21 protein-coding genes are annotated in these 23,248 nt (G+C 74.0%); 11 read left to right on the forward strand and 10 right to left on the reverse strand.

All coding sequences use genetic code 11. The features are described 5' to 3' along the window. Window positions 1–124 precede the first annotated feature (124 nt). The 3 genes from ACPU2J_RS14765 to ACPU2J_RS14775 form a co-directional block, all read right to left on the reverse strand. Window positions 125–1,246, reverse strand: a complete 1,122-nt coding sequence (locus tag ACPU2J_RS14765; protein ID WP_420080497.1) for an LLM class flavin-dependent oxidoreductase — start codon at window positions 1,244–1,246, stop codon at window positions 125–127. Window positions 1,247–1,375: 129 nt separating this feature from the next. Continuing rightward, complete coding sequence (locus tag ACPU2J_RS14770) at window positions 1,376–2,161, reverse strand: SDR family NAD(P)-dependent oxidoreductase (protein ID WP_361602227.1); 786 nt, start codon at window positions 2,159–2,161, stop codon at window positions 1,376–1,378. Window positions 2,162–2,170: 9 nt separating this feature from the next. Continuing rightward, entirely contained in the window at window positions 2,171–3,112 is a 942-nt protein-coding gene (locus ACPU2J_RS14775) for an LLM class F420-dependent oxidoreductase (RefSeq protein WP_420080496.1), read from the reverse strand. Between the two features lie 167 nt (window positions 3,113–3,279). Here ACPU2J_RS14775 and ACPU2J_RS14780 point away from each other — a divergent pair, with 167 nt between their 5' ends. Both ACPU2J_RS14780 and ACPU2J_RS14785 read left to right on the forward strand, forming a co-directional pair. Continuing rightward, window positions 3,280–3,537 carry a hypothetical protein gene (locus ACPU2J_RS14780; protein ID WP_420082415.1) on the forward strand — a complete coding sequence of 86 codons (258 nt, stop codon included), beginning with the start codon at window positions 3,280–3,282 and terminating at the stop codon, window positions 3,535–3,537. 32 nt (window positions 3,538–3,569) lie between these two features. Then, on the forward strand, window positions 3,570–3,911 hold the full coding sequence (locus ACPU2J_RS14785; RefSeq protein WP_420082414.1) for a hypothetical protein: 342 nt from the start codon (window positions 3,570–3,572) through the stop codon (window positions 3,909–3,911). 3 nt (window positions 3,912–3,914) lie between these two features. On the opposite strand, the gene ACPU2J_RS14790 is transcribed toward ACPU2J_RS14785, so the two are convergent. Further along, window positions 3,915–4,634, reverse strand: coding sequence for a hypothetical protein (locus ACPU2J_RS14790; protein WP_399820228.1), 720 nt, complete (start codon window positions 4,632–4,634; stop codon window positions 3,915–3,917). A gap of 372 nt (window positions 4,635–5,006) precedes the next feature. Between ACPU2J_RS14790 and ACPU2J_RS14795 the strand changes: the two genes are divergently transcribed. Continuing rightward, complete coding sequence (locus tag ACPU2J_RS14795) at window positions 5,007–5,450, forward strand: NUDIX hydrolase (protein WP_361602239.1); 444 nt, start codon at window positions 5,007–5,009, stop codon at window positions 5,448–5,450. A gap of 13 nt (window positions 5,451–5,463) precedes the next feature. Here the strand turns inward: ACPU2J_RS14795 and ACPU2J_RS14800 are convergent, their stop codons facing one another. Then, a complete protein-coding gene (locus ACPU2J_RS14800) occupies window positions 5,464–6,330 on the reverse strand; it encodes a trypsin-like serine peptidase (RefSeq protein ID WP_423833425.1) in 867 nt (288 codons plus the stop codon). Between the two features lie 238 nt (window positions 6,331–6,568). On the opposite strand from ACPU2J_RS14800, the gene ACPU2J_RS14805 reads away from it, so the two are divergent. Together ACPU2J_RS14805 and ACPU2J_RS14810 are read left to right on the forward strand one after the other, a co-directional pair. Beyond that, entirely contained in the window at window positions 6,569–7,951 is a 1,383-nt protein-coding gene (locus ACPU2J_RS14805) for a ricin-type beta-trefoil lectin domain protein (protein WP_423833426.1), read from the forward strand. A 77-nt stretch (window positions 7,952–8,028) separates the two neighbouring features. After that, window positions 8,029–9,294 carry an MFS transporter gene (locus tag ACPU2J_RS14810; protein WP_423833427.1) on the forward strand — a complete coding sequence of 422 codons (1,266 nt, stop codon included), beginning with the start codon at window positions 8,029–8,031 and terminating at the stop codon, window positions 9,292–9,294. Window positions 9,295–9,365: 71 nt separating this feature from the next. Here the strand turns inward: ACPU2J_RS14810 and ACPU2J_RS14815 are convergent, their stop codons facing one another. Beyond that, the gene (locus tag ACPU2J_RS14815; RefSeq protein ID WP_420080492.1) at window positions 9,366–10,598 is read right to left on the reverse strand and encodes an amidohydrolase family protein; all 1,233 of its coding nucleotides are present in this window, start codon (window positions 10,596–10,598) and stop codon (window positions 9,366–9,368) included. Window positions 10,599–10,729: 131 nt separating this feature from the next. On the opposite strand from ACPU2J_RS14815, the gene ACPU2J_RS14820 reads away from it, so the two are divergent. The 3 genes from ACPU2J_RS14820 to ACPU2J_RS14830 all read left to right on the forward strand — a co-directional run bounded on the left by ACPU2J_RS14820 (window position 10,730) and on the right by ACPU2J_RS14830 (window position 15,179). After that, window positions 10,730–13,861, forward strand: coding sequence for a BTAD domain-containing putative transcriptional regulator (locus ACPU2J_RS14820; RefSeq protein WP_423833428.1), 3,132 nt, complete (start codon window positions 10,730–10,732; stop codon window positions 13,859–13,861). 171 nt (window positions 13,862–14,032) lie between these two features. Continuing rightward, window positions 14,033–14,221: a hypothetical protein gene (locus ACPU2J_RS14825; protein ID WP_365495912.1), complete on the forward strand. Its 189-nt coding sequence runs from the start codon at window positions 14,033–14,035 to the stop codon at window positions 14,219–14,221. A gap of 229 nt (window positions 14,222–14,450) precedes the next feature. Further along, entirely contained in the window at window positions 14,451–15,179 is a 729-nt protein-coding gene (locus tag ACPU2J_RS14830; RefSeq protein ID WP_420080490.1) for a class I SAM-dependent methyltransferase, read from the forward strand. Between the two features lie 73 nt (window positions 15,180–15,252). On the opposite strand, the gene ACPU2J_RS14835 is transcribed toward ACPU2J_RS14830, so the two are convergent. Then, window positions 15,253–16,872: a FadD3 family acyl-CoA ligase gene (locus tag ACPU2J_RS14835; protein ID WP_389069372.1), complete on the reverse strand. Its 1,620-nt coding sequence runs from the start codon at window positions 16,870–16,872 to the stop codon at window positions 15,253–15,255. A 93-nt stretch (window positions 16,873–16,965) separates the two neighbouring features. Between ACPU2J_RS14835 and ACPU2J_RS14840 the strand changes: the two genes are divergently transcribed. The 3 genes from ACPU2J_RS14840 to ACPU2J_RS14850 are packed head-to-tail and all read left to right on the forward strand — an operon-like array spanning window position 16,966 to window position 19,364. Beyond that, window positions 16,966–18,117, forward strand: a complete 1,152-nt coding sequence (locus ACPU2J_RS14840) for a lipid-transfer protein (protein WP_389069371.1) — start codon at window positions 16,966–16,968, stop codon at window positions 18,115–18,117. A gap of 3 nt (window positions 18,118–18,120) precedes the next feature. After that, the gene (locus tag ACPU2J_RS14845; RefSeq protein ID WP_361602269.1) at window positions 18,121–18,591 is read left to right on the forward strand and encodes a Zn-ribbon domain-containing OB-fold protein; all 471 of its coding nucleotides are present in this window, start codon (window positions 18,121–18,123) and stop codon (window positions 18,589–18,591) included. Beyond that, window positions 18,588–19,364: an enoyl-CoA hydratase/isomerase family protein gene (locus ACPU2J_RS14850; protein ID WP_361602272.1), complete on the forward strand. Its 777-nt coding sequence runs from the start codon at window positions 18,588–18,590 to the stop codon at window positions 19,362–19,364. Before ACPU2J_RS14845 ends, ACPU2J_RS14850 begins: the two co-directional genes overlap by 4 nt. Window positions 19,365–19,373: 9 nt before the next feature. On the opposite strand, the gene ACPU2J_RS14855 is transcribed toward ACPU2J_RS14850, so the two are convergent. The 3 genes from ACPU2J_RS14855 to ACPU2J_RS14865 form a co-directional block, all read right to left on the reverse strand. Then, window positions 19,374–19,994: a hypothetical protein gene (locus tag ACPU2J_RS14855; protein WP_423833429.1), complete on the reverse strand. Its 621-nt coding sequence runs from the start codon at window positions 19,992–19,994 to the stop codon at window positions 19,374–19,376. Window positions 19,995–20,108: 114 nt separating this feature from the next. Then, window positions 20,109–20,603: a peptidylprolyl isomerase gene (locus ACPU2J_RS14860; RefSeq protein ID WP_420080485.1), complete on the reverse strand. Its 495-nt coding sequence runs from the start codon at window positions 20,601–20,603 to the stop codon at window positions 20,109–20,111. A gap of 68 nt (window positions 20,604–20,671) precedes the next feature. Beyond that, window positions 20,672–23,089 (reverse strand): serine/threonine-protein kinase, encoded by a 2,418-nt coding sequence (locus ACPU2J_RS14865; RefSeq protein ID WP_420082413.1) that lies wholly within the window; start codon window positions 23,087–23,089, stop codon window positions 20,672–20,674. Window positions 23,090–23,248 lie beyond the last annotated feature (159 nt).

Below are 23,248 nucleotides of genomic sequence, written 5' to 3' on the forward strand. Positions count from 1 at the left end.
CCCTTCTGCCGGTGTTCGCGTTGCCGTCCGTCTCGTGGGGCCCCGGCCGGTGGCCGCCCGGCCGGGGCCGGTGTGGGACGGCGGTCCGGGAAGACGCCGTCCCCGTCATTGCGCCCCGCAGGGGTCAGGCGGACTGCCGGAAGCGGGTCGTGCGGTGGACCGGGTCCGTGTCGATCTCCGGGATCACGTGCTCGCCGATCAGCTTGATCGTGGTCATCGTGTCCTCGTAGGAGACGCCGGTCGGCAGGCCGAAGGACAGCTGGTCCGCGCCGGCCTGCTCCCAGCGCTTGCACTGGGCCCTGACCTCGGAGGGGTCGCCGCAGATGAGGAGCTCCTCGGCGATGAGCAGCTCGATGATCTCGGCGTTGTACTCGGGGAGGGTCTCGGGCCACTCGGGGATGGCCTCGGGCCGCGGGAAGGTGTCGTGGTAGCGGAAGACCAGCGACTGGAAGCGGTTCATGTTCGCGTTGACGGCGATCTCCACGGCCTTGTCGTGGGTCTCGGCGCAGATGGCGGTGGAGGTGACCATCACGTTGTCGTTGACGAAGGCGCCGATGGCCTTGGCCTCGCGGATGGCGGTCTTGTACTGGTCGAGGACCCACTCCATGTCGGAGACCTTCTGCACGCTGAAGCCGAGGACGCCGAGGCCCTTCTTCGCGGCCATCGCGTACGAGGACGGCGACCCCGCGGCGTACCACATGGCCGGGTGGGCCTTGCCGTACGGCTTGGGGAAGACCTTGCGCGGCGGCAGCGACCAGTGCTTGCCCTGGAACCCCTCGTACTCCTCCTGGAGGAACATCTTGGGGAACTCGGCGATGGTCTCCTCCCAGATCTCCTTGGTGCCGTTCATGTCCTCGATGCCGGGCAGGAAGCCGAGGATCTCGTGGCTGCCGGCGCCGCGGCCGGTGCCGAACTCGAAGCGGCCCCTGGAGAGGTGGTCGAGCATGGTGACCTTCTCGGCCACCTTGACCGGGTGGTTGACCGGGGCGAGCGGGTTGAAGATGCCGGAGCCGAGGTGGATGCGTTCGGTGGCGTGCGCGAGGTAGCCGAGGAACACCTCGTTCGCCGAGAGGTGCGAGTACTCCTCCAGGAAGTGGTGCTCGGAGGCCCAGGCGTACTTGAAGCCGGACTTGTCGGCCTGGATGACGTACTCGGTCTCCTCGACCAGCGCCTTGTGCTCCGCCTGGGGGTCGACCTTGGACCGCGCCTCAGGCACGTATCCCTGCACGAAGAGCCCGAATTCCAAGGGGGTTCACCGTCCTTTGATTTCTGACGTTCCGTCAGATCCGATGTCCCGACTGTTCCACCGCGGGGGCGCGAGCGTCAATAGCTGACGCCTCATCAGATGCCGCGCCTGACGACCGGCCCGCGGCGCCTACAGGATGCTGACGCCCGCCATCCACCCGCCGTCGATGACGAACGGCTGCCCCGTGATGTAGGAGGAGTCCTCGCAGCTCAGGAACAGCGCCAGCCGGGCGACCTCCTCCGGCCGCCCCACCCGCCCCAGCGGGACCACCCGCCGGTAGAGCGCCGCCATCGCCTCCCCCGCCTCCTCGGTGACGCCCCCCGGTTCCAGCAGTCCGGGGTTGGCCATCGGGGTGTCCACCGCCCCCGGGCACATCGCGTTGACCCGGACCCCCTGGGCCGCCAGCTCCAGGGCGGCCACCCGGGTCAGGCCGAGCACGGCCGCCTTGGTCGCCGCGTACGTGCCGACGTACGCCATGCCGGTCAGGCCGGTGTAGGAGGAGGTGTTGACGATGGTGCCGCCGCCCGCCGCCGCCAGCTCCGGAGCCACCGCCCTGATCCCGAGGAACGTCCCCACCTGGTTGACCTGGACCACCTGTTGGAACTCCTCCAGCGGGGTCGCGGTGAGCTCGTTGAAGCGCAGGATCCCGGCGTTGTTGACCAGCCCGTCGATGTGGCCGAAGGACTCCTTCGCGGCGGCGACCGCGCCCGCCCAGTCCTCCTCCCGGCCCACGTCCATCCGCACGTAGCGGGCCCGGTCCTCGCCGATCTCCTTCGCGACCGCCGCGCCCTGCTCGTCCAGCACGTCCCCGAGGAGCACCTTCGCCCCCTCGGCGGCGAACAGCCGGGCCTCCTGCTCGCCCTGGCCGCGCGCCGCGCCGGTGATGACGACGACCCGCCCGTCCAGCTTGCCCATGCGGTCCTCCTAGAGGTGGGGGGCGACCTCGGCCCCGAAGGCGGTGATCTGGTCGACGAGCTCGGCGCGGTCGCGGCTGCGGAAGCGGACCTGGATCTGGTCCACGCCCAGCGCCGCGTACTCCCGCAGGGACTCGGCCAGCACCTCCGGCTTGCCGGTCAGGGTGCGGCGGCCGGTGTCCCAGCCGGGCTCCCCGACGTACAGGGCCTCGGTGATGGCGCCCACCTCGAAGGGCGCCTCCACCCCGGCCCCGGCGCGCAGCTCCCGGATCCGGGCGATCTGCCCCGGCAGCCGGTCGCGCGGGTCGCCCTGCGGGAGCCAGCCGTCGCCGCGGACCGCGGCCCGGCGGACGGCGGCGGGCGAGGAACCGCCCACCCAGATCGGAACCCGCTCCTGGGCGGGCCGGGGCAGCTGCCCCAGGTCCCGGAACGAGAACAGCTCGCCCTCGAACTCGGGGTACTCCTCCGGCCCGAGGGCGGCCCGCAGCGCGTCCAGCGTCTCGTCGAGCACGGCCCCGCGGCGCGCGAAGTCCACGCCGAGCACCTCGAACTCCTCCTGGACGTGGCCGGCACCCACACCGAGGACCAGCCGGCCCCCGCTGAGGTGGTCGAGGGTGGCGTACTGCTTGGCGCTGACCAGGGGGTGGCGCAGCCCGAGGATCGCGACGTGGCTGAGCAGCCGTACGCGCTCGGTGATCCCGGCGAGGAAGGAGAGGGTGGCGACCGGGTCGTACCAGACGGTGCTCATGGGCCCGGCGAGCCGGCGCGGGATGGCCACGTGGTCGCAGGTGGCCAGATAGCCGAAGCCGGCGGCCTCGGCAGCCCGCGCGACCGCGGCGAGATCGGCGGCGCCGGCCGAGGCCTCCCACGGTTCGGCGTAGAGGGTGCTCTGCGACTGGACCGGGAGCTGCATCCCGTAGACCAGCCGACCTTCCGGAAACACGCGCGTCATGGCGGACCCGCCTCGCCTTCGTCTGCCGATTCGTCCTACCGGTGCCGGGCCATCGTGATACCTGACGCCCCGTCAGACAAGAGGCGGTACCCGATCGCGCAGGACGCACGCCGTTGCGGGTACGGGTGCGTACCCGTACCCTCTTTCTCATGGGAAGGAGCACCCTCATGGCCGACGCGAACATCCGCATCCCCGAAGAAGCCAAGGACAGACTCGCCGCCATAGCCGCGGCCGAAGGGCTGTCGCTGCGCGCCTACCTGGCGCGGCTCGCCGAGACCCTGCTCACCCCGGCCGAGCGCGCCGAGCGGGCGGAGCGGGCCCGCGCGGCACTGAACGCCTGGACGGGCTACGACCCGACCCCGGCCGAGCAGCGTGATCTCGACTGCGAACTCGACCGGCGCCTGGCGGAGGCGAGGAACCGGTGACGGAAACGCACATCGTCCTGGACGAGACGGCCATGCTGGCCGCAGGCCAGGGCAACGTCCTCGCCTCGCGGCTGATCCACCGGGCGCATGCCGAGGCCGGCTGGTTCCTCTACGCGCCCACCTGCGCACTGGTCGAGGCGGACCGGGTCCGGCCCGGCACGGCGGAGCATCTGGCCGCCCTGCCGGGCATCACCATCCTGGACCTGGACCTGCCCGCCGCCCTGGCCGTCGCCGGGCAGGACACCTGGGCCGCTGCACACAGCCGGTACGCGGCACAGCCCACACCCGAGCGGCCCGACGGCGCGGTCGTCGCCACGACCTTCCCGAAGCGCTGGGAGGGCGAACCGGTGCGCGTGCTGGACCTCGGCGACTGAGGGTCAGAAGCCTTCCGGGCCCATGGCGATGACCGGCTTCGCCGACGGGTCGAGGAACTGCAGGAGCGTGCGCATGCCGTCCTTCGGGATGCCGACGCAGCCCTGCGAGGGCCCGTCGTGGTCCACGTGCAGCCAGATGTTGCCGCCCTTCTCCTCGCCCTCCGGCTTGACCGGGTCCAGCGGGGAGTTGCCGGGGCGGCGGTTGAAGTCGATGGCCACGACGTAGTCGAAGGAGCCCTCCAGGGACTCCCCGTTCACCCCGCGACCCGTCGCCACGAAGCCGTCGTCCTCGTCGTACGGGAGCCTGGTGCCCGGCGGCTTCGACAGCAGGCCGCCCGCGTCCGTCAGCGCGAAGACGCCGACCGGCGAGGTCAGGTCCCCGTACGTGCGCTCGAGGGACCAGCCCTTCGCCCCGTTGCGCGCCGGCCAGCTCTGGACCTTGGTCCAGTCGGCCCCGGCCGCCGGCCGGGTGTACAGGGCGGCGGTCGCCTCCGACGAGTCCACCCCCTTGCCCGTGACCAGCACGAGCTGGCGGGACTCCGCCGGGATCCGGGCCCGGGTCTGCTCGCTGATGCCCGTCAGGCCCTGCATGACCGACCGGGGGGTGTCGCGCGCGGCCCGCCCGGCGGCCGCCGGGCGGGAGTCGGCGCGGACCTGCTGCGCCGCGCCCGCCGTTCTGCCCGGGTCCTGGGCCACGCACGCCCAGCCTGCCGCGCAGGTCATCAGTCCGAGGATGGCCGCGAGCGCCGCGCGACGCCCCGGGCGCGTCGCACGGGTCGCACGGGAGATGCGGGATCGGTCCCGACGGTGCTGGCTCATCCAATCGACCGTACAGCAGGAGACGTTCGCAGCCCGGGTGCCCGCGTCGCGCGCGCCCCGACCGCCCCCGGGAGGCGGACACGGACCCCGGGAGGCGGACACGGGCCGCCGGGGCGACCACGGGTACGACCACCGGCCCCGCGTTCGACCCGGCCCCGCCCGCGCCCCGCCCCCGCCCCCGGCCGGCCGAGGGCCCGGCGCGGAGGGTGAAACGGCAGGTGAGGGAGGTGCCGCAAGACCGTCCCCCGGGAGCGATCACGGGCGTACGCTGAACCGATGATGCGAACTCCACGTCACGCGGCGCGCGTTGTCATCCTGTCCCCCACCGGGTCGGTGTTCCTCTTCCGCGAGAACAACGTGGAGGTGGGGATCCACTGGCTGCCACCGGGCGGCGGCATCGATCCCGGCGAGAGCCCGGAGGACTGCGTGCGGCGCGAGCTGCGCGAGGAGACCGGCTGGACCGACCTGGAGCCCGGCCGGCTGCTGTGCACCTGGGAGCACGACTTCACCCACCAGGGGATACCGGTCCGCCAGCACGAGCACATCTACGTCACCACCGGCCCCCACCGGGAACCGGTCCTGGAGGCTCCGGACATCCACTGGCAGTGGCTCCCGGCGGACCGTCTGGCCACCCTCGGCGAACCGCTGTGGCCGCCGCGCCTCCCGGACCTCCTGGCGAACACCCCCGCGGAGCCGGTCCACCTGGGCCTGCTGGCCTGAGCGTGAGCGCGCCCTAGCGTCCGGCGGGGGACGCCGCCTTCGCCCCGGCCGTGGCCTTCGCGAAGAGGGAGGCCGCGTAGTCGCCCAGGACGGTGCTGGTCGAGACGTCGTCGGTGTCGCCGCCCGTGAGGACGCCGATGATCTTCCCGTCGCGGGCGATCCACGCGCTCCCGCTGGTCCCGCCGGGGAAGTCGGCGCAGTCGAAGCGCTGCTGGGTCGCACTCTCGCGGACCGCGACCGCCGTGCAGGTACGGGGGACCTTGCGGTCGGCGGGGTAGCCGGTGACGGTGACCTCCTCGCCGGCCCGGCCGGTGGTGTCGAGGACGGCCGCCCCGGTCACGTCCTCGACGGCCCGGCCCCGGTCGTCGGGGGCGAGCCGGGCGAAGGCGAGGTCGAAGTCGTCGTCGGTGCCCTCGGCCCAGCGGTCGTCCTCGTAGACCTGCTGGATCCTCCACGTGCCGTACGGGGCGACCCCGTTGGCGTAGGCGGGGGCGAACACGGCCGTGCCGTCGCTCTGGTCCCCGTCCATCAGGCAGTGCCCGGCGGTGACGATCAGGTTCCGGCCGGGGCTCTGCACGACCGTGGCGGTGCAGAAGTGGTCGCTGTCCAGGCCGTCGGTGAACAGGGCCCCGGTGAAGGCGGCGGGCCCGCCGGGCGGCGGCGTGACGGCGGGCGGCAGCGTGCTCCCGGGCGCGGCGGAGAGCTGGGGCCTGGCCTCCTGGGCCCGCGGGGACGCCGGGGAGGAGGTCGACGGCTGGGCGGCCTTGGCCCGGACCGGGGCGCTCGCCTCGGGCGGCGGAGCCAGCTCCGCCACCGCGGCGGAGGCCCCGAGGGCCGCCGCAGCACACAGCACCGCCGTCACGACGGTCCGCTTGTCCACCGGCATGATGATCCTTCCGCTGTGCCCTGGCGAAGCATGCCTTGACCGCAGGGGCGGGTGCAAGGCAGTGGAGACCGCCCCCGGGGGCCGTCCCGGACGCACCGGCACCCCTACGGACACGGCAACTCGGCCACCCGAAAAGGTGTTTGGCCGATTGACCTATCATCGCCTCGATTCCCGCCGCCCCACCTCTACCCGGCGCGGGGGAAGCGAATCCCGACGAGAGGTCGACGAGAACTTGCGATTCACAGGCAAGCACCGGATATCCGTCGTCGCCGCAGCGGCCGTGGCCGCCGCCGTGGGGAGCCTGACGCTCTCCGCCACCGCCTTCGGCACCGAGGACACCGGAACCACCCCGGCCGCCGCCACGGCCTCCGCGACGACGGCCGGCGCCGCGGACACCGCGCCGCCCACCGCCGAGGCCCCCGACACGCACGCCGAGGACTCCACCGTCCACGGCAGCGACGGCACGGTCTTCCGGGGCGGGGTCATGTCACTCGACGACCGCGCGGCCGCCCGGCCCGCCGCTCGGTCGGCCGGGGCCGCCGCGGCCCCGGCCGCCGGCGCCGACGCACCCGCACCGCCCCAGGGCGAGGGATGGAAGCTGAGCGGGTCCACCCAGTGGCTCGCGACCGGTTACACGATCAAGTTCTACGACCGGAAGTCGGCGGACTGGCTGGGCCCGTACGTCCAGGCCACCGCCGCCGACCTGCGCCGCATCACGAACCTCCCGGTGACCGTCGACACCAGGCCGGTCGGCTGGGAGTACGTCCGGCCCAAGGGCGAGGTCGTCCTGGGCGTCCTGCACCGTCCGTGCGTACCCCCGGCCGAGGGCGGCACCATGGGCAGCAAGGGCTGGAAGGTCGTCCGCGACGGCTCCGGCACCGCGAACCTGAGCTGCGGCTTCACCAGCTCCTCCGTGCCCTCCACGGTCACCAGCGGCCACGCCTACATCGACGACTCGTTCTTCACCGCGGCCGGCAAGCCGACGGCCGCCATGGGCGAGACGTACATGCGCAACCACGTCAGCCACGAGATCGGGCACACCCTGGGCCTCGCCCACGCCAACCGCAGCCTGACCAAGAGCGACTGCGTGAAGGGCACCGACTCCGGCCAGTTCCCGGTGATGTGCTCGCCGACGTACGCCTACCAGGACAAGCGGGCGGGCACCTACGTCCAGCAGTACGACGTGCAGGGCCTGCGCGTCCTCGCGGCGGGCGCCGGAGCCGTGCTGCCCCCGCAGGGACGGGTCGGCGGGCTCGGCGGCAAGTGCCTGGACGTCAAGGGCGGCAAGGCCGCCAACGGCACGCAGATCCAGCTCTACACGTGCAACGGCAGTGCCGCCCAGTCATGGATCCTGGGCGGGGACGGCACGTTCCGCGCCTTCGGCAAGTGCCTGGACAACGCGCGCAACGCCACCGCCGACGGCAACCGGATCACCCTCCACGACTGCAACGGCACGCCCGCGCAGCGCTGGTCGGTCAACGCCAAGGGGCAGATCGTCCACGTGGCGTCGGGCAAGGTCCTGGACGTGAAGGGCGGCGCGACCGCCAACGGCACGGTCGTCCAGCTCCACACGGCCAACACGAACAAGCGACAGGTCTGGGTCGCCCCGAAGTAGCCGCACCCCGGCGGGCCCGGCGCGCGTAGGGCGATCGCCCGATCCGCCGGGCCCGCCTTAGGGACCACGCTGACGGCATGCGTACACGGATCGCCCGGGAGACCTGGGGCACGGGACGGGTCCTGCGGGACCGCAACGCGGGGCTCTACCTCCTCGGGGTGGTGGTCTCCGGCTTCGGCACCAGCGCGATGTGGCTGGTCTCGGGCGTCTGGGTGAAGTCCCTCACCGGCTCGGACTCCCTCGCCGCGCTGACGGTCTTCGCCCTGTGGGCGCCGCTCCTGGCCGGCCCCGCCCTGGGCGCGCTCGCCGACCGACTGCCGCGGCGGCTCGTGCTCGTCGCCGGGAGCCTGGTGACGGCCGCGCTCCTTCCGCTGCTGCTCCTGGTCGACTCGGCGGAACGGGTGTGGCTGCTCTTCGTCGTCCTGCTCGTCTACGGGACCTGCGGCGTGCTCCAGGACGCGGCGGAGGCGGCCCTGGTCCCGCGGGTCGTGGGCGCCGGGCTGCTCGGCGACTTCAACGGGCTGCGGCTCACGGCCTCCGAGGGCATGAAGCTGCTGGCGCCGCTGGCGGGCGCGGCCCTGTTCGCCCGGTTCGGCGGGGCTCCGGTGGCGCTGCTGGACGCGGTGACGTTCGTCCTGGCAGCGGGCGTATTCGCGGTGCTGCGGATCCCCGGGGACGACCGGCCGGAGCGGGCAGGTGGGGCCGGGGAGACCGGTGGGGCCGGGGAGACCGGCCACGGCTCCGGGGGCTTCGCCGGGGTCCTGGAGGGCGCCCGGCGGCTGTGGGCCTCCCCCGCCCTGCGCCCGCTGGTGGCCGCCGGGGCCGCGGTGATGTTCCTCGCGGGGCTGAACGGCGCCTCGGTGTACGCGGTCGCCGACGACGTGCTGGGGCGCCCGCCCGCCTGGGTCGGGGTGCTGTACGCGGTGCAGGGGGCCGGCTCCGTCCTCAGCGGCCTGGTGGCGGGGGCGCTCCTGCGGCGGATGCCGGTGGCGGTGTTCACGGCGGCCGGGGCGGCGCTGTTCGCGGTGGGCGTGGGCGCCAGGGCGCTGCCGTACGACGCGGCCGGGCTCGCGGGCAGCACGCTGATCGGGTTCGGCCTGCCGTGCGTGCTGATCGCCGTGCTGACGGCCGTGCAGCGCGAGGTCCCCGAGTCCTCGCTGGGCCGCGCGGCCGCCACGGCCAACACCCTGGTGTACGTCCCGAACGCGCTGGCGCTGGCGTTCGGCGCCGGGCTGATGGCCCTCGTCGACGTACGGGCGGTGCTGGCGACCGTGACGGTCGCGGGCGGGGCGGTGGCGCTGCTGCTCGTGGCCGGCCTGCGGCCGCGGCCCGACGGGGCGTGACCCGGCCCGCGACGGGGCCGGACCCGACCCGGCGGCCGTGACCCGGCGGGCCGGCCGCGACGGCGTACGGGTCAGGCCGGGGAGCCGGGGCCGGCCCAGAGTCCGTCCGGGGTGAGGCCGAGGAGGTCGATGGCGTTGCCGCGCACGATGCGGTCCACCACGTCCGGCGCCAGGTGGCCCATCTGGGCCTCGCCGACCTCCCGGGACTTCGGCCAGGTGGAGTCCGAGTGCGGGTAGTCCGTCTCGTAGAGGACGTTGCCCGCGCCGATCGCGTCGAGGTTGCGCAGCCCGAAGGCGTCGTCGAAGAAGCAGCCGAAGACGTGCTCGGCGAAGAGCTCCGAGGGCGGGCGGGTGACCTTGTCGGCGACCCCGCCCCAGGCCCGGTTCTCCTCCCAGACCACGTTCGCGCGTTCGAGGATGTACGGGATCCAGCCGATCTGCCCCTCCGCATACATGATCTTCAGGCCGGGGAAGCGCTCGAACTTGCCGCTCATCAGCCAGTCGACCATCGAGAAGCAGCAGTTGGCGAAGGTGATGGTGGAGCCCACCGCGGGCGGGGCGTCCGCGGAGGTGGACGGCATGCGCGAGGAGGACCCGATGTGCATGGCGATGACCGTGCCGGTCTCGTCGCAGGCCTGGAAGAAGGGGTCCCAGTCGTCGGTGTGGACGGAGGGCAGCCCCAGGTGCGGGGGTATCTCCGAGAAGGCGACCGCGCGCACGCCGCGCGCCGCGTTGCGGCGGACCTCGGCCGCGGCCAGCCGGGCGTCCCAGAGCGGGATCAGGGTGAGGGGGATCAGGCGGCCGGCCGCGTCCGGGCCGCACCACTCCTCCACCATCCAGTCGTTGTAGGCGCGCACGCACAGCAGCCCGAGCTCGCGGTCCTGGGCCTCGGTGAAGGTCTGGCCGCAGAAGCGGGGGAAGGTCGGGAAGCAGAGGGCGGACTGGACGTGGTTGACGTCCATGTCCGCGAGCCGGTCGGGAACCGAGAAGGACCCCGGGCGCATCTGCTCGTAGGTGATGACTTCCAGTTTGATCTCGTCGCGGGCGTACCCCACCGCGGTGTCGAGGCGGGTGAGCGGCCGGTGCAGGTCCTCGTACACCCACCAGTCGCCGATCGGGCCGTCGTCTCCGGGCGCTCCCATGACGGGGGCGAACCTGCCTCCCAGGAAGGTCATTTCCTTCAGGGGGGCGCGGACGACGCGCGGTCCGGTGTCGCGGTACCGGGACGGGAGCCGGTCCCGCCAGACATGGGAGGGCTCCACCGTGTGGTCGTCCACCGAGATGATCTTCGGGAAGGTCTCCATGTCCCATACCGTAGCGCTGATCTGACGAACCGTCAGCTAGTTGGCCTGTGATCGGTCAGGGACGGGCTGACGTGTACGCGCGAGACAGGGCAGACTGACCCTTACACCGACGGAAGGCAGGGGGACGACAGATGGACGGCGTACCGGCCATCCCGCACCCGCGGACCCACCCCGAGGCCCGCGCGGCTTCCGCCGCACCCGAAGCCGGTCCCGCGGCCACCGCCGCGGCCCCCCTCCACCCCGCCGCGGCACCCGGCGCGAAACCCGCCACCTCAACCGGAAGCCGAACCGGAACCGACACGGAACCCGTGGGACCCACCGCCCCCGCCGGGGACGACGGCCCCGGCGGCGGCGAGTCCCGGTTCGCGGTGCTCGGCCCCGTCCGCGCCTGGCGCGGCACCGAGGCCCTCCCCTCCGGCACGCCCCAGCAGCGCGCCCTGCTCGCCGTACTCCTCCTGCGCGACGGCCGCACCGCCACCGCACCCGAACTCATCGACGCCATCTGGGGCGAGGACCCGCCACAGCAGGCCCTCGCCACCATCCGCACGTACGCCTCCCGGCTGCGCAAGGTGGTCAGCCCCGGCCTCCTCGTCACCGAGTCCGGCGGCTACGCCATCCGGCTGCGCTCCGCGGCCACCCTCGACCTCGGCGTCGCCCGCGGCCTCGCCGCGGACGCCGAGGGCGCCCGCGCCGCCGGGGACCGCACCCTGGCCCGGACCCTGCTCTCCCGCGCCCTGGACCTGTGGGAGGGCGAGCCGCTCGCCGGAGTGCCCGGCCCGCACGCCGAGACCGAGCGCACCCGGCTCGCCGAATGGCGCCTCCAGCTGCTGGAGACCCGCCTCGACCTCGACCTGGAGGTCGGCCACCACGCCGAGGCCGTGTCCGAACTGACCGCCCTCACCGCCGCCCACCCGCTGCGCGAACGCCTCCGCGAGCTGCTCATGCTCGCCCTCTACCGCAGCGGCCGGCAGGCCGAGGCCCTCGCCGTCTACGCCGACACCCGGCGCCTCCTCGCCGACGAGCTCGGCGTGGACCCGCGCCCCGAACTGTCCGCACTGCAACAGCGCATCCTGAACGCCGACGCCGACCTCGCCCGCGCGGAGGACCCGGCCCCGGCCGCCGCGACCGCCCCTGTGAGGCCCGCCCAATTGCCCGCGACCGTACCCGACTTCACCGGACGCTCCAGCTTCGTCGCCGAGCTCGGCGCCATCCTGTCCGGCGGCGCGCAGGACCAGGTCATGGCCGTCTCCGCGCTCGCCGGCATCGGCGGCGTCGGCAAGACCACCCTCGCCGTCCACGTCGCCCACGCAGCCCGCCCCCACTTCCCCGACGGCCAGCTCTACGTCGACCTCCAGGGCACCGAGGCCCGCCCCGCCGAGCCGGAGGCCGTCCTCGGCTCCTTCCTGCGCGCCCTCGGCACCCCCGACACCGCCATCCCCGACTCCCCCGCCGACCGGGCCGCGCTCTACCGCTCCACCCTCGACGGCCGCCGCGTCCTGGTCCTCCTCGACAACGCCCGCGACGCCGCCCAGGTCCGCCCGCTGCTGCCCGGCACCGCCGGCTGCGCCGCCCTGGTCACCAGCCGCGTCCGCATGGCCGGACTCGCCGGGGCGCACCTCGTGGACCTCGACGTGATGAGCCCCGACGAGGCCCTCCAGCTCTTCACCCGGATCGTCGGCGAGGAACGCGTGCGCGCCGAACGGCAGGCCGCCCTCGCCGTCGTCGGCGCCTGCGGGTTCCTGCCGCTCGCCATCCGCATCGCCGCCTCCCGGCTCGCCTCCCGCCGCACCTGGACCGTCTCCGTCCTCGCCGCCAAGCTCGCCGACGAACGCCGCCGCCTCGACGAGCTCCAGACCGGAGACCTCGCCGTCAAGGCCACCTTCGAGCTCGGCTACGGCCAGCTGGAGCCCGCCCAGCAGCGCGCGTTCCGCCTCCTCGGGCTCGCCGACGGCCCCGACGTCTCGCTGTCCGCGGCGGCCGCCGTCCTCGACCTGCCCGAGTACGACACCGAGGACCTCCTCGAGGCTTTAGTCGACTGCTCCCTCCTGGAATCCGCCGCTCCCGGCCGCTACCGCTTCCACGACCTCGTACGCCTCTACGCGCGTGCGTGCGCGGAGCGCGACGAACAGCCGCCGAGCAGCCGCGAGGCGGCCCTGGACCGCCTGCTCGACTTCTACCTGTCCACCGCCTCCGGGGTGTACGCCCTGGAACGCCCCGGCGACCGGCTCCCCGCGCACCTGTCCGACACCCACTACCCCGGCCTGGTCTTCGCCGAGCCGCGCGCCGCCCTGGACTGGCTGTACGCCGAGGCCGACCCGCTGCTGGCCTGCGTACGGCAGGCCTCCGTACGCGGCGGCGATTCCCCGAGCCCGGTGCTGCGCCGGGCCGTGGACCTGCTGTGGGCCGCCAAGGACCTGGCCGAGTCGGGCGCCAACTCCAAGCAGTACGAGTCGGCGGCGGTCGCCCTGCGCGACGCCGCCCAGGCGGCGAAGGACCCGTACGCCGAGGGCCGCGCCCGCACCACCCTCACCAACGTCCACCTGGTCGCGGGCCGCTTCACCGAGGCCGACGACGAGGCCCGGGAGGCCACCGCGCTCGCCCGCGAGGCCGGCGACCCGCTGCCCAGCTGCTGGGCGCCCAACGACCGCGGGATCATCGCCCTCTACCAGGCGCGGTACGCGGACGGCGAGCGCTACCTGCGGGAGGCCATCGAGGGCTTCCGCGCCGACGGCAACCACGTCGGCGAGGCGAGCGCCCTGTGCAACCTCTCGCGCATCCACGTGGAGCTGGGCCACCTCTCCAGTGCCATAGACCTCGCCCAGCAGGGCATCGCCATCTACGACCGGATGGGCCTGTCCCTGCGCCTGGCCAACGGCCGCTACGCGCTCGGCATCGCCCTCACCCAGGCCGGCCGGCTCGCCGAGGCCCTGTCGGAGCTCGCCGAGGCCCTGTCGCTGTTCCACGAGAACCGCCAGCCGCTGTGGGAGGGCGTGACCCACTTCCGGCTGGCCGAGGCCCACCTGGCCGCCCGCCGGCCCACGCTCGCGGCCGCGCACGCCGAGCAGGCCATCGCGCTGCGCGGCATCGGCGGGGAGTGGCGGCGGGCGACCGTGCTGACGGTGCTCGGCAAGGCCCTGCGCAGGCTGGGCCAGACGGACCGGGCGCGGGCGTGCTGGCGGGACGCGGAGACCGTCTTCACACAGCTCGACTCGGCCGAACTGGCCGACGTGCAGAACCTCCTGGCCACGGAGATCGCCGCCTGACCTGCGCCGACGCCCGATGAACGGCGCGTTCATCGTTCGTTTATCGCCGAACGGCACGATAGGTGCATCGACCCGGTGCGTCGGGGGACATCCGGGCCGTTTGGAGGACACCCGTTCGGCGGTCATCGGGGGAATCGCCGAACGGGTCCCACCCATCCATCAGGAGAACCGATGACGACGAACGAGAACATCCTGCCGACCGACGGCACCGTGAAGCCGCTCGACAACCACGCCTCGGGCACCGACGTCGAGACCCTGGACAACCACGCTTCGGGCATCGAGATCAAGCCCGTCGACGAGAAGGCCGCGGGCGAGGAGATCCAGACGCTGGACAACCACGCGTCCGGCCCGCGTCCGTAACACCGGCACGACCTACGGGGGGGGATCCACGGGGGAGCCACGGGGGGGCTCGGAGGATCCACCGGGGGAAACACGGGGGAACAACGGGGGAACGGCGGTCGTGGTGGCCCGGAGGGGGAGCCACCGCGACCGCCGCACACGTGTGCCCGGAGCCCGGGAGTCCGGAGTTCGGGAGCCCCTGAGCCCGGGAGTCCGTGGCTCGACCGGCGGGAAGCCCTAGGCTGGTGAGGTGTTCTCCTCCCACGGGCCGAGCGTCCGCGAACTGGCAGTGCAGGGCCTCTCCTCCGTCGAGCGGGGCTACGACCTCCTCGCGCCGAAGTTCGACCACACCCCCTTCCGCACCCCGGACCGGATGCTCGACGCCGTCGAGGAGACCCTCGCGCAGAGCGAGGGCACCTTCGGGGCCGGCCTGGACGTGTGCTGCGGCACCGGCGCCGGCATGGGCATGCTGCGCCGGCTGTGCCGCGACCGGATCACCGGAGTGGACCTGAGCGCGGGCATGCTCGCCGAGGCCGGACGCGCCCACGCCGGCGACGACCGCGTGGAGCTGGTCCGGGCCGACGCCCGGGACCTCCCGCCCGAGCTCACGGGCGGCTACGACCTGGCGGTCAGCTTCGGCGCGTTCGGCCACTTCCTCCCGTCGGAGCGGCCCGCGCTCTTCTCCGGCGTCCACGCGGCGCTGCGCGACGGCGGGGTCTTCGCCTTCCCGATCGGCGCCCCGCTCCCGCCGGGCTCCCCCGTGTGGTGGGCGGTGACCGGCTTCGACGCGGCGATGCGGCTGCGCAACGCGGTGTGGCGCCCGCCGTTCGTCATGTACTACCGCACCTTCCCGCTCGGCGGGGTGCGCCGGGACCTCCGGTCGGCCGGCTTCGCGGTGGAGACGGTCCCGATCCCCCACTTCGGCCGCCGGCCGGACGGCACCCCGCGCTGGCGCCTGGTCCTGGCCCGCCGCTCCTGAGGCCCCGCGGCGGGCGGACCGGGCCCGGGTGCCGGCCGGCGGGCGGACGTGCGGTCCGGCCGGCCGGCGGGCGTCAGCGGGCGCGCAGGGTCCGCTTGAGGATCTTCCCGCTCGCGTTGCGCGGCAGCTCCGTGACGAACTCCACCGCCCGCGGGACCTTGTAGTTGGCCATCTCCCGGCGGGACCAGGCGATCAGGTCGTCGGCCGTGAGCGTGGAGCCGGGGCGGCGGACGGCGTAGGCCTTGCCGACCTCGCCCAGCCGGGGGTCGGGGATGCCGACCACCGCGACGTCGGCGATGTCCGGGTGCAGGCCGAGGAGTTGCTCGATCTCCGCCGGGTAGGCGTTGAAGCCGCCGACGATGAACATGTCCTTGATCCGGTCGGTGATGCGCAGGTTGCCGTCCTCGTCGGTGAAGCCCACGTCGCCCGTGTGCAGCCATCCGCCGGCTCTGATCGCCCCCGCGGTCTCCTCGGGGTCCTCGAAGTAGCCCTGCATGACGTGGTAGCCGCGGACGGCGATCTCCCCGGCCCGGCCCGCGGGCAGGGGCCGCCCGTCCGGGTCCAGGATCGCGATCTCCGTGCCGGGGATGGCCCGGCCCGAGGTCGCGGAGACGACCTCCGCCGGATCGCCCCTGCGGCACATGGTGACGATGCCGCTGGCCTCCGAGAGGCCGTACGCGGTCAGGACGGTGGCGATGCCCAGCTCGCCGCGCAGCCGCTCGACCAGCCGGAGCGGGACCACGGCCGCGCCCGTGACGACCAGGCGCAGGGCCGACAGGTCGTGGTGGCGGCGTTGCGGGTGGTCCAGGAGGGACTGGTGGAGGGTGGGCGGGCCGGGGAGGACGGAGATCCGTTCGGCGGCGATGTTCGCGAGGACGGTGTCCACGTCGAAGACCGGCTGCGGGACCATCGTGGCCCCGCGCATCAGGCAGGCGATGATCCCGGCCTTGTAGCCGAAGGTGTGGAAGAAGGGGTTCACGATCAGGTAGCGGTCGCCCTCGCGCAGTCCGGCGAGCTCGCTCCACACGTCGTAGCAGCGCAGCGTCTGCGCATGGGTGATCACCGCCCCCTTGGGGCTGCCCGTGGTTCCGGAGGTGAAGACGATGTCGGAGGGGGAGTCGGGACGGACGGAGTCGGCGCGCTCGCGGACGGCCCCGGCCGGTACGCCGTCCCCGCCCGCGAGGAACTCCTTCCACGTGCGGAAGGACTCGGGGGCGTCGTCGGCGAGGACGACGACCTGCTCCAGGTGCGGGAGGCCGGGCAGCGGCCCGCTCCCGGGGCCCTCGGACGCGGCCCGGCGCAGGGAGGCGACGTAGGAGGTGCCGAGGAAGGTGCCGGTGACGAAGAGCAGCCGGGCCCGGCTGCGGCCGAGGACGTACGCCGCCTCCGCGCCCTTGAAGCGGGTGTTGAGCGGGACGAGCACCGCTCCGGCCGAGACCGCGCCGAGCGCGGAGACGATCCACTCGAGGCTGTTGGGGGCCCAGACGGCGACCCGGTCGCCCGGTTCCACCCCGGCGGCGAGACAGGCCGCCGCGGCGCGCTCGACGCGGTCGCCGAGCTGCGCGTAGTCGATGCGGACGCGGCCGTCGACGACGGCCTCGCGCCCGGCGTACCGCTGCGCCGCCGACCGGACCAGTCCCGCGACGGTGCCCCACCGCAGGTCACCGCGTACGTCCTCGCCGTCCTCGTCCATGCGTGTCACCTTCCCGCGAACCCAGTAGCTGACTATCCGTCAGATTAGCTGTACCCTTCGCGGCTGTCAGTACTGGTGCACCCGGAGGTGGCGATGGCGGCAACGCTCAAGGACGCTACGGCGATAGTCGGCATCGGGCAGACCCCCTTCGCCAAACGCCTGCCGCAGTCCGAGAAGGAACTGGCCTGCCGGGCGATCCTCGCCGCCCTCGACGACGCCGGCATCGACCCCGGCGAGGTCGACGCCTTCGCCTCCTACACCATGGAGGAGACCGACGAGGTCGAGGTCGCCAAGGCCATCGGTGCCGGCGACGTCACCTTCTTCTCCAAGATCGGCTACGGCGGCGGCGGTTCCTGCGCCACCGTCGGCCACCTCGCCGCCGCCGTCGCCACCGGCCAGGCCGGCGTCGGCGTCGCCTGGCGCTCCCGCAAACGCGGCTCCGGCCCCCGCCCCTGGAAGAACACCGCCGTCCAACTGCCCACCCCCGGCCAGTGGACCCGCCCCTTCGGCCTGCTGCGCCCCGCCGACGAGATCGGCATGCTGGCCCGCCGCTACATGCACGAGTACGGCGCCACCCGCGAGCACCTCTTCAACGTGGCCATGGCCTGCCGCAACCGGGCCAACGAGAACCCCGCCGCGATGATGTACGACCGCCCGCTGACCCGCGAGATGTACATGACCTCCCGCATGATCAGCGACCCGCTCTGCCTCTTCGACAACTGCCTGGAGACCGACGGGGCGCTCGCCTGCGTGATCGTCTCCGCCGAACGCGCCCGCGACTGCCGCCACACGCCCGTCTACGTGCACTCCGTCGCCCAGGGCCTGCCCGCCCAGCACCACGGCATGGTCAACTACTGGAACGACGACCCCCTGTCCGGCCCCGCCTGGACCGCCGCCCGCCACCTGTGGAAACAGGCCGACTTCGGCCCCCAGGACGTCGACGTCGCACAGATCTACGACGCCTTCACCCCGCTCATCCCGCTCTCCCTGGAGGGCTACGGCTTCTGCGGCCGCGGCGAGGGAGCCGCCTTCACCGAGGGGGGCGCCCTGGAACTGGGCGGCCGGCTCCCCCTCAACACCGGTGGCGGCGGCCTCTCCGAGGCCTACGTGCACGGCTTCAACCTGATCAACGAGGGCGTCAAACAGCTGCGCGGCACCTCCACCGCCCAGGTGCCGGACGCCACCACCTGCCTGGTGACGGCCGGCGAAGGAGTCCCCACGTCCGCGATCCTGCTGAGGAGCTGACCGATGACCACCCCATCCGCCGCAGCCGCCGCCGAGACCGCGGACGCCCTGCTCCTGCCCGTCCCCGACGAGGACGGCGCCCCCTTCTGGGAGTACGCCGCCCGCGGCGAACTGCGCGTCCAGGCCTGCGCCGCCTGCGGCAGGCTCCGCTTCCCGCCTCGCCCCTGCTGCCCGCACTGCCGCTCCTTCGACAGCGAGTGGCGCCGCATGAACGGCCGCGGCCGCATCTGGTCCTACGTCCTGCCCCACCCGCCGCTGCTGCCCGCCTACGCCGCGCAGGCCCCGTACAACGTCGTCCTCGTCGAACTCGCCGACGCCCCGCACATCCGGCTCGCCGGGAACCTGGTCGCCTCCGCCGACGCCCCCCTCGACTCGATGGACCCGGCCCGGCTGCGCATCGGCGCCCGCGTCCACGTCACCTTCACCGAGACGGGCGGCATGGCCGTGCCGCGCTGGCTCCTGGAGAAGCCGTGACCCTGCGCGTGGAACGGGACAAGGCGACCGGGGTCGCGGTGGTCACCCTGGACCGGCAGCACCGGCACAACGCCGTCGACCCGGCCACCGCCGCCGCACTGGGCGAGACCTGGCACGAACTCCGGTTCGCCGAGGACGTCCGGGCCGTCGTGCTGACCGGCGCCGGCACCGCCGCCTTCTGCACCGGCATCGACCGCGACACCGAGGTCCCGCAGCCCGCCTCCCCCTACTCCGCCGACGACCCGCTGATCGCGATCGGCCCCAAATCCCGCGACCTGTGGAAGCCGGTGGTCACCGCCGTCAACGGCATGGCCTGCGGCGGCGCCTTCTACCTGCTGGGCGAGTCGGAATTCCTCATCGCCTCCGAGACGGCCACCTTCTTCGACCCGCACACCACCTACGGCATGGTCAGCGCCTACGAGGCCGTGTACATGGCGCAGCGCATGCCCTTCGGCGAGGCGGCCCGGATGTCCCTCATGGGCACGGCCGAACGCCTCTCCGCGCGCCGCGCCCACGAGATCGGCCTCGTCACGGAACTGACCACCCCCGACGGACTGCTCCCGGCGGCCCTGCGGGCGGCGCAGACCCTGGCCGGCTTCCCGACGGAGGCCGTGCAGGGCACCGTACGGGCCCTGTGGTCGGCGAAGCAGGCCGCCCTCCAGCAGGCCCTGGCCCAGGCCCCCGCCCTGATCGCCCTGGGCAACCTGCCGCCGGAGCGCCAGGCGGAGCTGTTCGCCGGCCGCCGCGCGGCGCCGGAGCCCCGCCTGCGCTGACCCGCCCCGTCAGCGGGTCTTGCGGGACTTGCTCGGGCCCGGCTTCGGCGTGCGCGAGGGGCCGTCGTCGTCCGATCCCGGTCCGGTGGTCGGGCCCGGTCCGGCGGTCGGGCCGGAGCCGGCGCTGCGCGTGGCGGCCGGGGCGGAGCTCCGGGTGGTGGGCTCGCCGAGCCGGCAGGTCCTGACCTCGGAGGCGCGCGCGGGATCGTCGAGGGGCACCTCGACCGTGCGGGTCTCGCGCGCCTGGAGGTCCACCCGGACCACCTCGGTCTCGACGGCGGTCCCGGCGGCGCCCTCCCGACGCAGGTCGATCTCGACGGTCGCCCGGCGGTCGAGCCGCGAGGTGAACCGGAGCGTGGTGACCGGGGTGCCGGGGCCGGTGCAGGTGACCACCGTCACGGTGGCCGGAGCGCCGGTCGGGCTCGCCGAGGCGGAGGCGGAGGCGCTGCTGCCGCCACCGCTGCTCTTCTTCTTGCTCTTGGAGCTGGAGCAGCCGCCCCCGCTGCTGCTGCCCTTGCTGCTGCTCTTGCCCTTGCCGCCGCTGCCGCCCGAGGACGACGAGAACCCCGTCAGCGCGAACACCACGGCCACCAGCACCGCCGTGAACCTGATCCGACGACCCACCACCATGTCCCTGACCTCCCCCTAGGACGGACGGCGGGTCACGCTACCAGGGGCCCCGGACACGGCGGCGGCCCCGGCCCCCGGTGGGGGCGGGGCCGACCGGCCGTGCAGGCGGAGGGATCAGGCCTCGACGACGCCGGAAGCGGCGATCTCGACCTTGCCCTTGGGGGCACCGGACTGGGAGCCCAGGGCCTCGATCTGGTCGACGAGCTCCTTGCCCTCGACGACCTCGCCGAAGACGACGTGCTTGCCGTCGAGCCAGGAGGTGACGACGGTGGTGATGAAGAACTGCGAGCCGTTGGTGTTGCGGCCGGCGTTCGCCATCGACAGCAGGTACGGGCGGTCGTGCTTCAGCTGGAAGTTCTCGTCCTCGAACTTCTCGCCGTAGATGGACTTGCCGCCGGTGCCGTTGTGGTTGGTGAAGTCACCGCCCTGCAGCATGAACTGGGGGATGACGCGGTGGAAGCCGGAGCCGGCGTAGCCGTAGCCGTTCTGGCCGGTGGCGAGCTCGCGGAAGTTGCGCGCCGTCTTCGGGACGACCTCGTCGAAGAGGTTGAAGACGATGCGGCCCGCGGGGGCGCCGTTGATGGTGATGTCGAAGTAGACGTTGCTCATGGGGTCCATCCTGTCACTCCCGGTGCGGTGCGCTACCCGGCGGGGCCGGAGCCCCGCCTCCGCGCAGCTCAGCCGCCCGTACGGGTGCCCGTGCCCTTCGCCGCGTCCAGGGCGTACACGCAGCGGTCCTTGCTGCACGCGTACACCACGCCCGCCTCCGCCACCGGGGCCCCCGCGATCTCGCCGCCCGTGGCCAGCTTCCAGCGGAGCTGGCCGCCCGCCGCGTCCAGCGTGTACAGGCAGTGGTCGGCCGAACCGAAGTGCACCCGGCCGTCCGCGACCGCCGGCAGGCCCGTGATCTCGCCGCCCGCCGCGAACCGCCACTTCGGGGTGCCGGTGACCGCGTCCAGGGTGTACAGCGCGCTGCCCGCCCCCAGGTGGACGTTGCCGCCCACCACCAGCACCGGGTCGGAGGACTGCCGCGACTCCGTCGCGATCCGCCACCGGTCCTTGCCGGTGGCCGCGTCCAGGGCGTACACGGTGCCCAGGTAGTCGGCGAGGTAGACGCCGCCACCCGTGACGGCCGCGCCCGGCGCGAAGGCCGGCGGGGCCAGGAAGACCGCGGGGGCCTCGAAGTGCCAGCGCACCCGGCCCGAGGCCCGGTCCACGGAGATCACCCGGGTGCCGGCCGCGACGTACACGTTGCCGTCCGGGGCGGGCGTGACCCGCACCGGGACGTTCCCGCAGGCCGCCGCGTCGCCGATCGGGTACGACCAGGACTCGCGGCCGCTGCGGGCGTCCAGGGCGCGCAGCCGCGCGTCCTGCCACACGTAGACGGTGCCGTCGTGCAGCACGGGGGCCGCCTCGGGCGTCTCGAAGTCGCTCTGCGCGCCCGACAGCTCCCACAGCTTCTGGCCGCCGGAGGCCTCCCAGCCCTGCACCCCGCCGCCGCGCGTGGCGGTGACCACCGTGCCCCGCTCGGCGCGCAGCGCGTACACCCAAGCGTCGGTGGACAGCCGCCAGCGCTCCGAGCCGTCGGAGGCGTCGAGCGCGTACAGGGAGGGTCCGTCGGAGGCGTGGATCCGGCCGTCGGAGACGGCCATGGACCAGGCCACGTCGCGGGTCTTGAACTGCCGGCGGCCGCTCGCCACGTCCAGCGCGTGCACCTCGAAGGAGGTCACGTACAGCAGGTTGCCGGCGACGGTCGGGGTGCCCCACACCTCGTTGGACATGCGGAAGCGCCACGGGCGCCAGCGGCCGCTGTCCGGCGCCGGGCCCTGGCCGGGCACGGACCGGGTCGTGGCGGCGAGGGAGGGCACGGGCGTCGACCCGTCGGGGCGGCGCACCCAGCCCGTCGCCGAATCGCTGGTGGAGGCGTGCGGGGCCGGGGCCGCCGCGGTCGCCCGGGGGCCGGGCCCGATCGGCACCGGGGAGCCGCCCAGCCGCACCGGTTCGCCGGAGGGCGCCGGGGACATCGGCGGGTGGTGGGGGCGCTGCGGCACGGCCTGGCCGGTCCGCGGGTCCACCCAGCCCTCGACGCCGCGCGGGCGCCGGTGCGTGGCGACCTCGGAGGCAGCGGCCCCGGCACCGGGCCCGCCGCGTCCTGCGGAACCGCCGGAACCGGGCGCGGGCACGGAAGCCGCCGGTGTGCGGTTCCCGGCGCGCCGGGCCTCGATCATGGCGACGGCGCGGGACGGCAGCCACGCCGACGCGGTCCCGCTGTCGTCGCCGCCGTCGAAGAGGTGCGGGGCGAGCTGTGCCTGGAGGTCGGCCGGGGTGGGCCGCAGCGTGGCGTCCATCTGCATGCAGGACTCGATCAGCGGGCGGAGCTCCTCGGGAAGCCCCTCCAGGTTCGGCCCTTCGCGCAGCAGCATGAACACCGTCTCCACCGGGTTCGCCCCGTGGTACGGCGGGTGCCCGGTGGCCGCGAAGACGAGGGTCGAGCCGAGGGAGAAGACGTCGCTGGCGCCCTTGACGCTGCGCGAGTCCTTCGCCTGCTCGGGCGACATGTAGGCGGGGGTGCCCACGGCGACGTTCGTCATGGTCAGCCGGGTGTTGGAGACCCCGCTCGCGATGCCGAAGTCGATCACGCGCGGGCCGTCCTCGACCACGAGCACGTTGGACGGCTTCAGGTCGCGGTGGACCAGGCCGGCGCCGTGGATGGACTGCAGGGCCTCGGCGATGCCGGCCGCGAGCCACCGCACGGCCTGGGCGGGCATGGGCCCGCACTCGTTGACGATCTCCTCCAGGGAGGGCGCCGGGACGTACGCGGTGGCCAGCCACGGCACGGCGGCCCGCGGGTCGGCGTCGACCACGGCCGCCGTGTAGAAGCCGGACACGGCCCTGGCCGCCTCGACCTCGCGCGTGAACCGCACGCGGAACAGCTGGTCCTCGGCGAGCTCGGTCCGCACCGTCTTGATCGCGACCCGCCGTCCGGACGCGGACCGCGCGAGATAGACCAGCCCCATGCCGCCGGCGCCGAGCCGTCCCAGCACCTCGAAGGGGCCGATCCGTCTCGGGTCGTGCTGCGTCAGCTGCTCCACCACTCGCCTCCACACCTCCCCGTACGGGCCGCGCACCGGGCCCGCTCCCACCGGCACGGGTCCCTGCCCCGTGCAGCGTCTCGACCCGGGGCGCAGCCCGGGTCGCGCACCCCGATTCTGTCAGGCCCGGGCCCGGTCCGGCCCCGGCACGGCGAGCAGGGC

This window comes from Streptomyces manipurensis, from assembly GCF_049570255.1.
GTDB lineage: Bacteria > Actinomycetota > Actinomycetes > Streptomycetales > Streptomycetaceae > Streptomyces > Streptomyces manipurensis.

Coding starts and splice junctions, on each gene's coding strand:
- ACPU2J_RS14770 (WP_361602227.1), bottom strand. CDS start 2,161: ATGGGCAAGCTGGACGGGCGGGTCGTCGTCATCACCGGCGCGGCGCGC.
- ACPU2J_RS14775 (WP_420080496.1), bottom strand. CDS start 3,112: ATGACGCGCGTGTTTCCGGAAGGTCGGCTGGTCTACGGGATGCAGCTC.
- ACPU2J_RS14780 (WP_420082415.1), top strand. CDS start 3,280: ATGGCCGACGCGAACATCCGCATCCCCGAAGAAGCCAAGGACAGACTC.
- ACPU2J_RS14785 (WP_420082414.1), top strand. CDS start 3,570: ATGCTGGCCGCAGGCCAGGGCAACGTCCTCGCCTCGCGGCTGATCCAC.
- ACPU2J_RS14790 (WP_399820228.1), bottom strand. CDS start 4,634: ATGACCTGCGCGGCAGGCTGGGCGTGCGTGGCCCAGGACCCGGGCAGA.
- ACPU2J_RS14795 (WP_361602239.1), top strand. CDS start 5,007: ATGATGCGAACTCCACGTCACGCGGCGCGCGTTGTCATCCTGTCCCCC.
- ACPU2J_RS14810 (WP_423833427.1), top strand. CDS start 8,029: ATGCGTACACGGATCGCCCGGGAGACCTGGGGCACGGGACGGGTCCTG.
- ACPU2J_RS14815 (WP_420080492.1), bottom strand. CDS start 10,598: ATGGAGACCTTCCCGAAGATCATCTCGGTGGACGACCACACGGTGGAG.
- ACPU2J_RS14820 (WP_423833428.1), top strand. CDS start 10,730: ATGGACGGCGTACCGGCCATCCCGCACCCGCGGACCCACCCCGAGGCC.
- ACPU2J_RS14825 (WP_365495912.1), top strand. CDS start 14,033: ATGACGACGAACGAGAACATCCTGCCGACCGACGGCACCGTGAAGCCG.
- ACPU2J_RS14835 (WP_389069372.1), bottom strand. CDS start 16,872: ATGGACGAGGACGGCGAGGACGTACGCGGTGACCTGCGGTGGGGCACC.
- ACPU2J_RS14840 (WP_389069371.1), top strand. CDS start 16,966: ATGGCGGCAACGCTCAAGGACGCTACGGCGATAGTCGGCATCGGGCAG.
- ACPU2J_RS14845 (WP_361602269.1), top strand. CDS start 18,121: ATGACCACCCCATCCGCCGCAGCCGCCGCCGAGACCGCGGACGCCCTG.
- ACPU2J_RS14855 (WP_423833429.1), bottom strand. CDS start 19,994: ATGGTGGTGGGTCGTCGGATCAGGTTCACGGCGGTGCTGGTGGCCGTG.
- ACPU2J_RS14860 (WP_420080485.1), bottom strand. CDS start 20,603: ATGAGCAACGTCTACTTCGACATCACCATCAACGGCGCCCCCGCGGGC.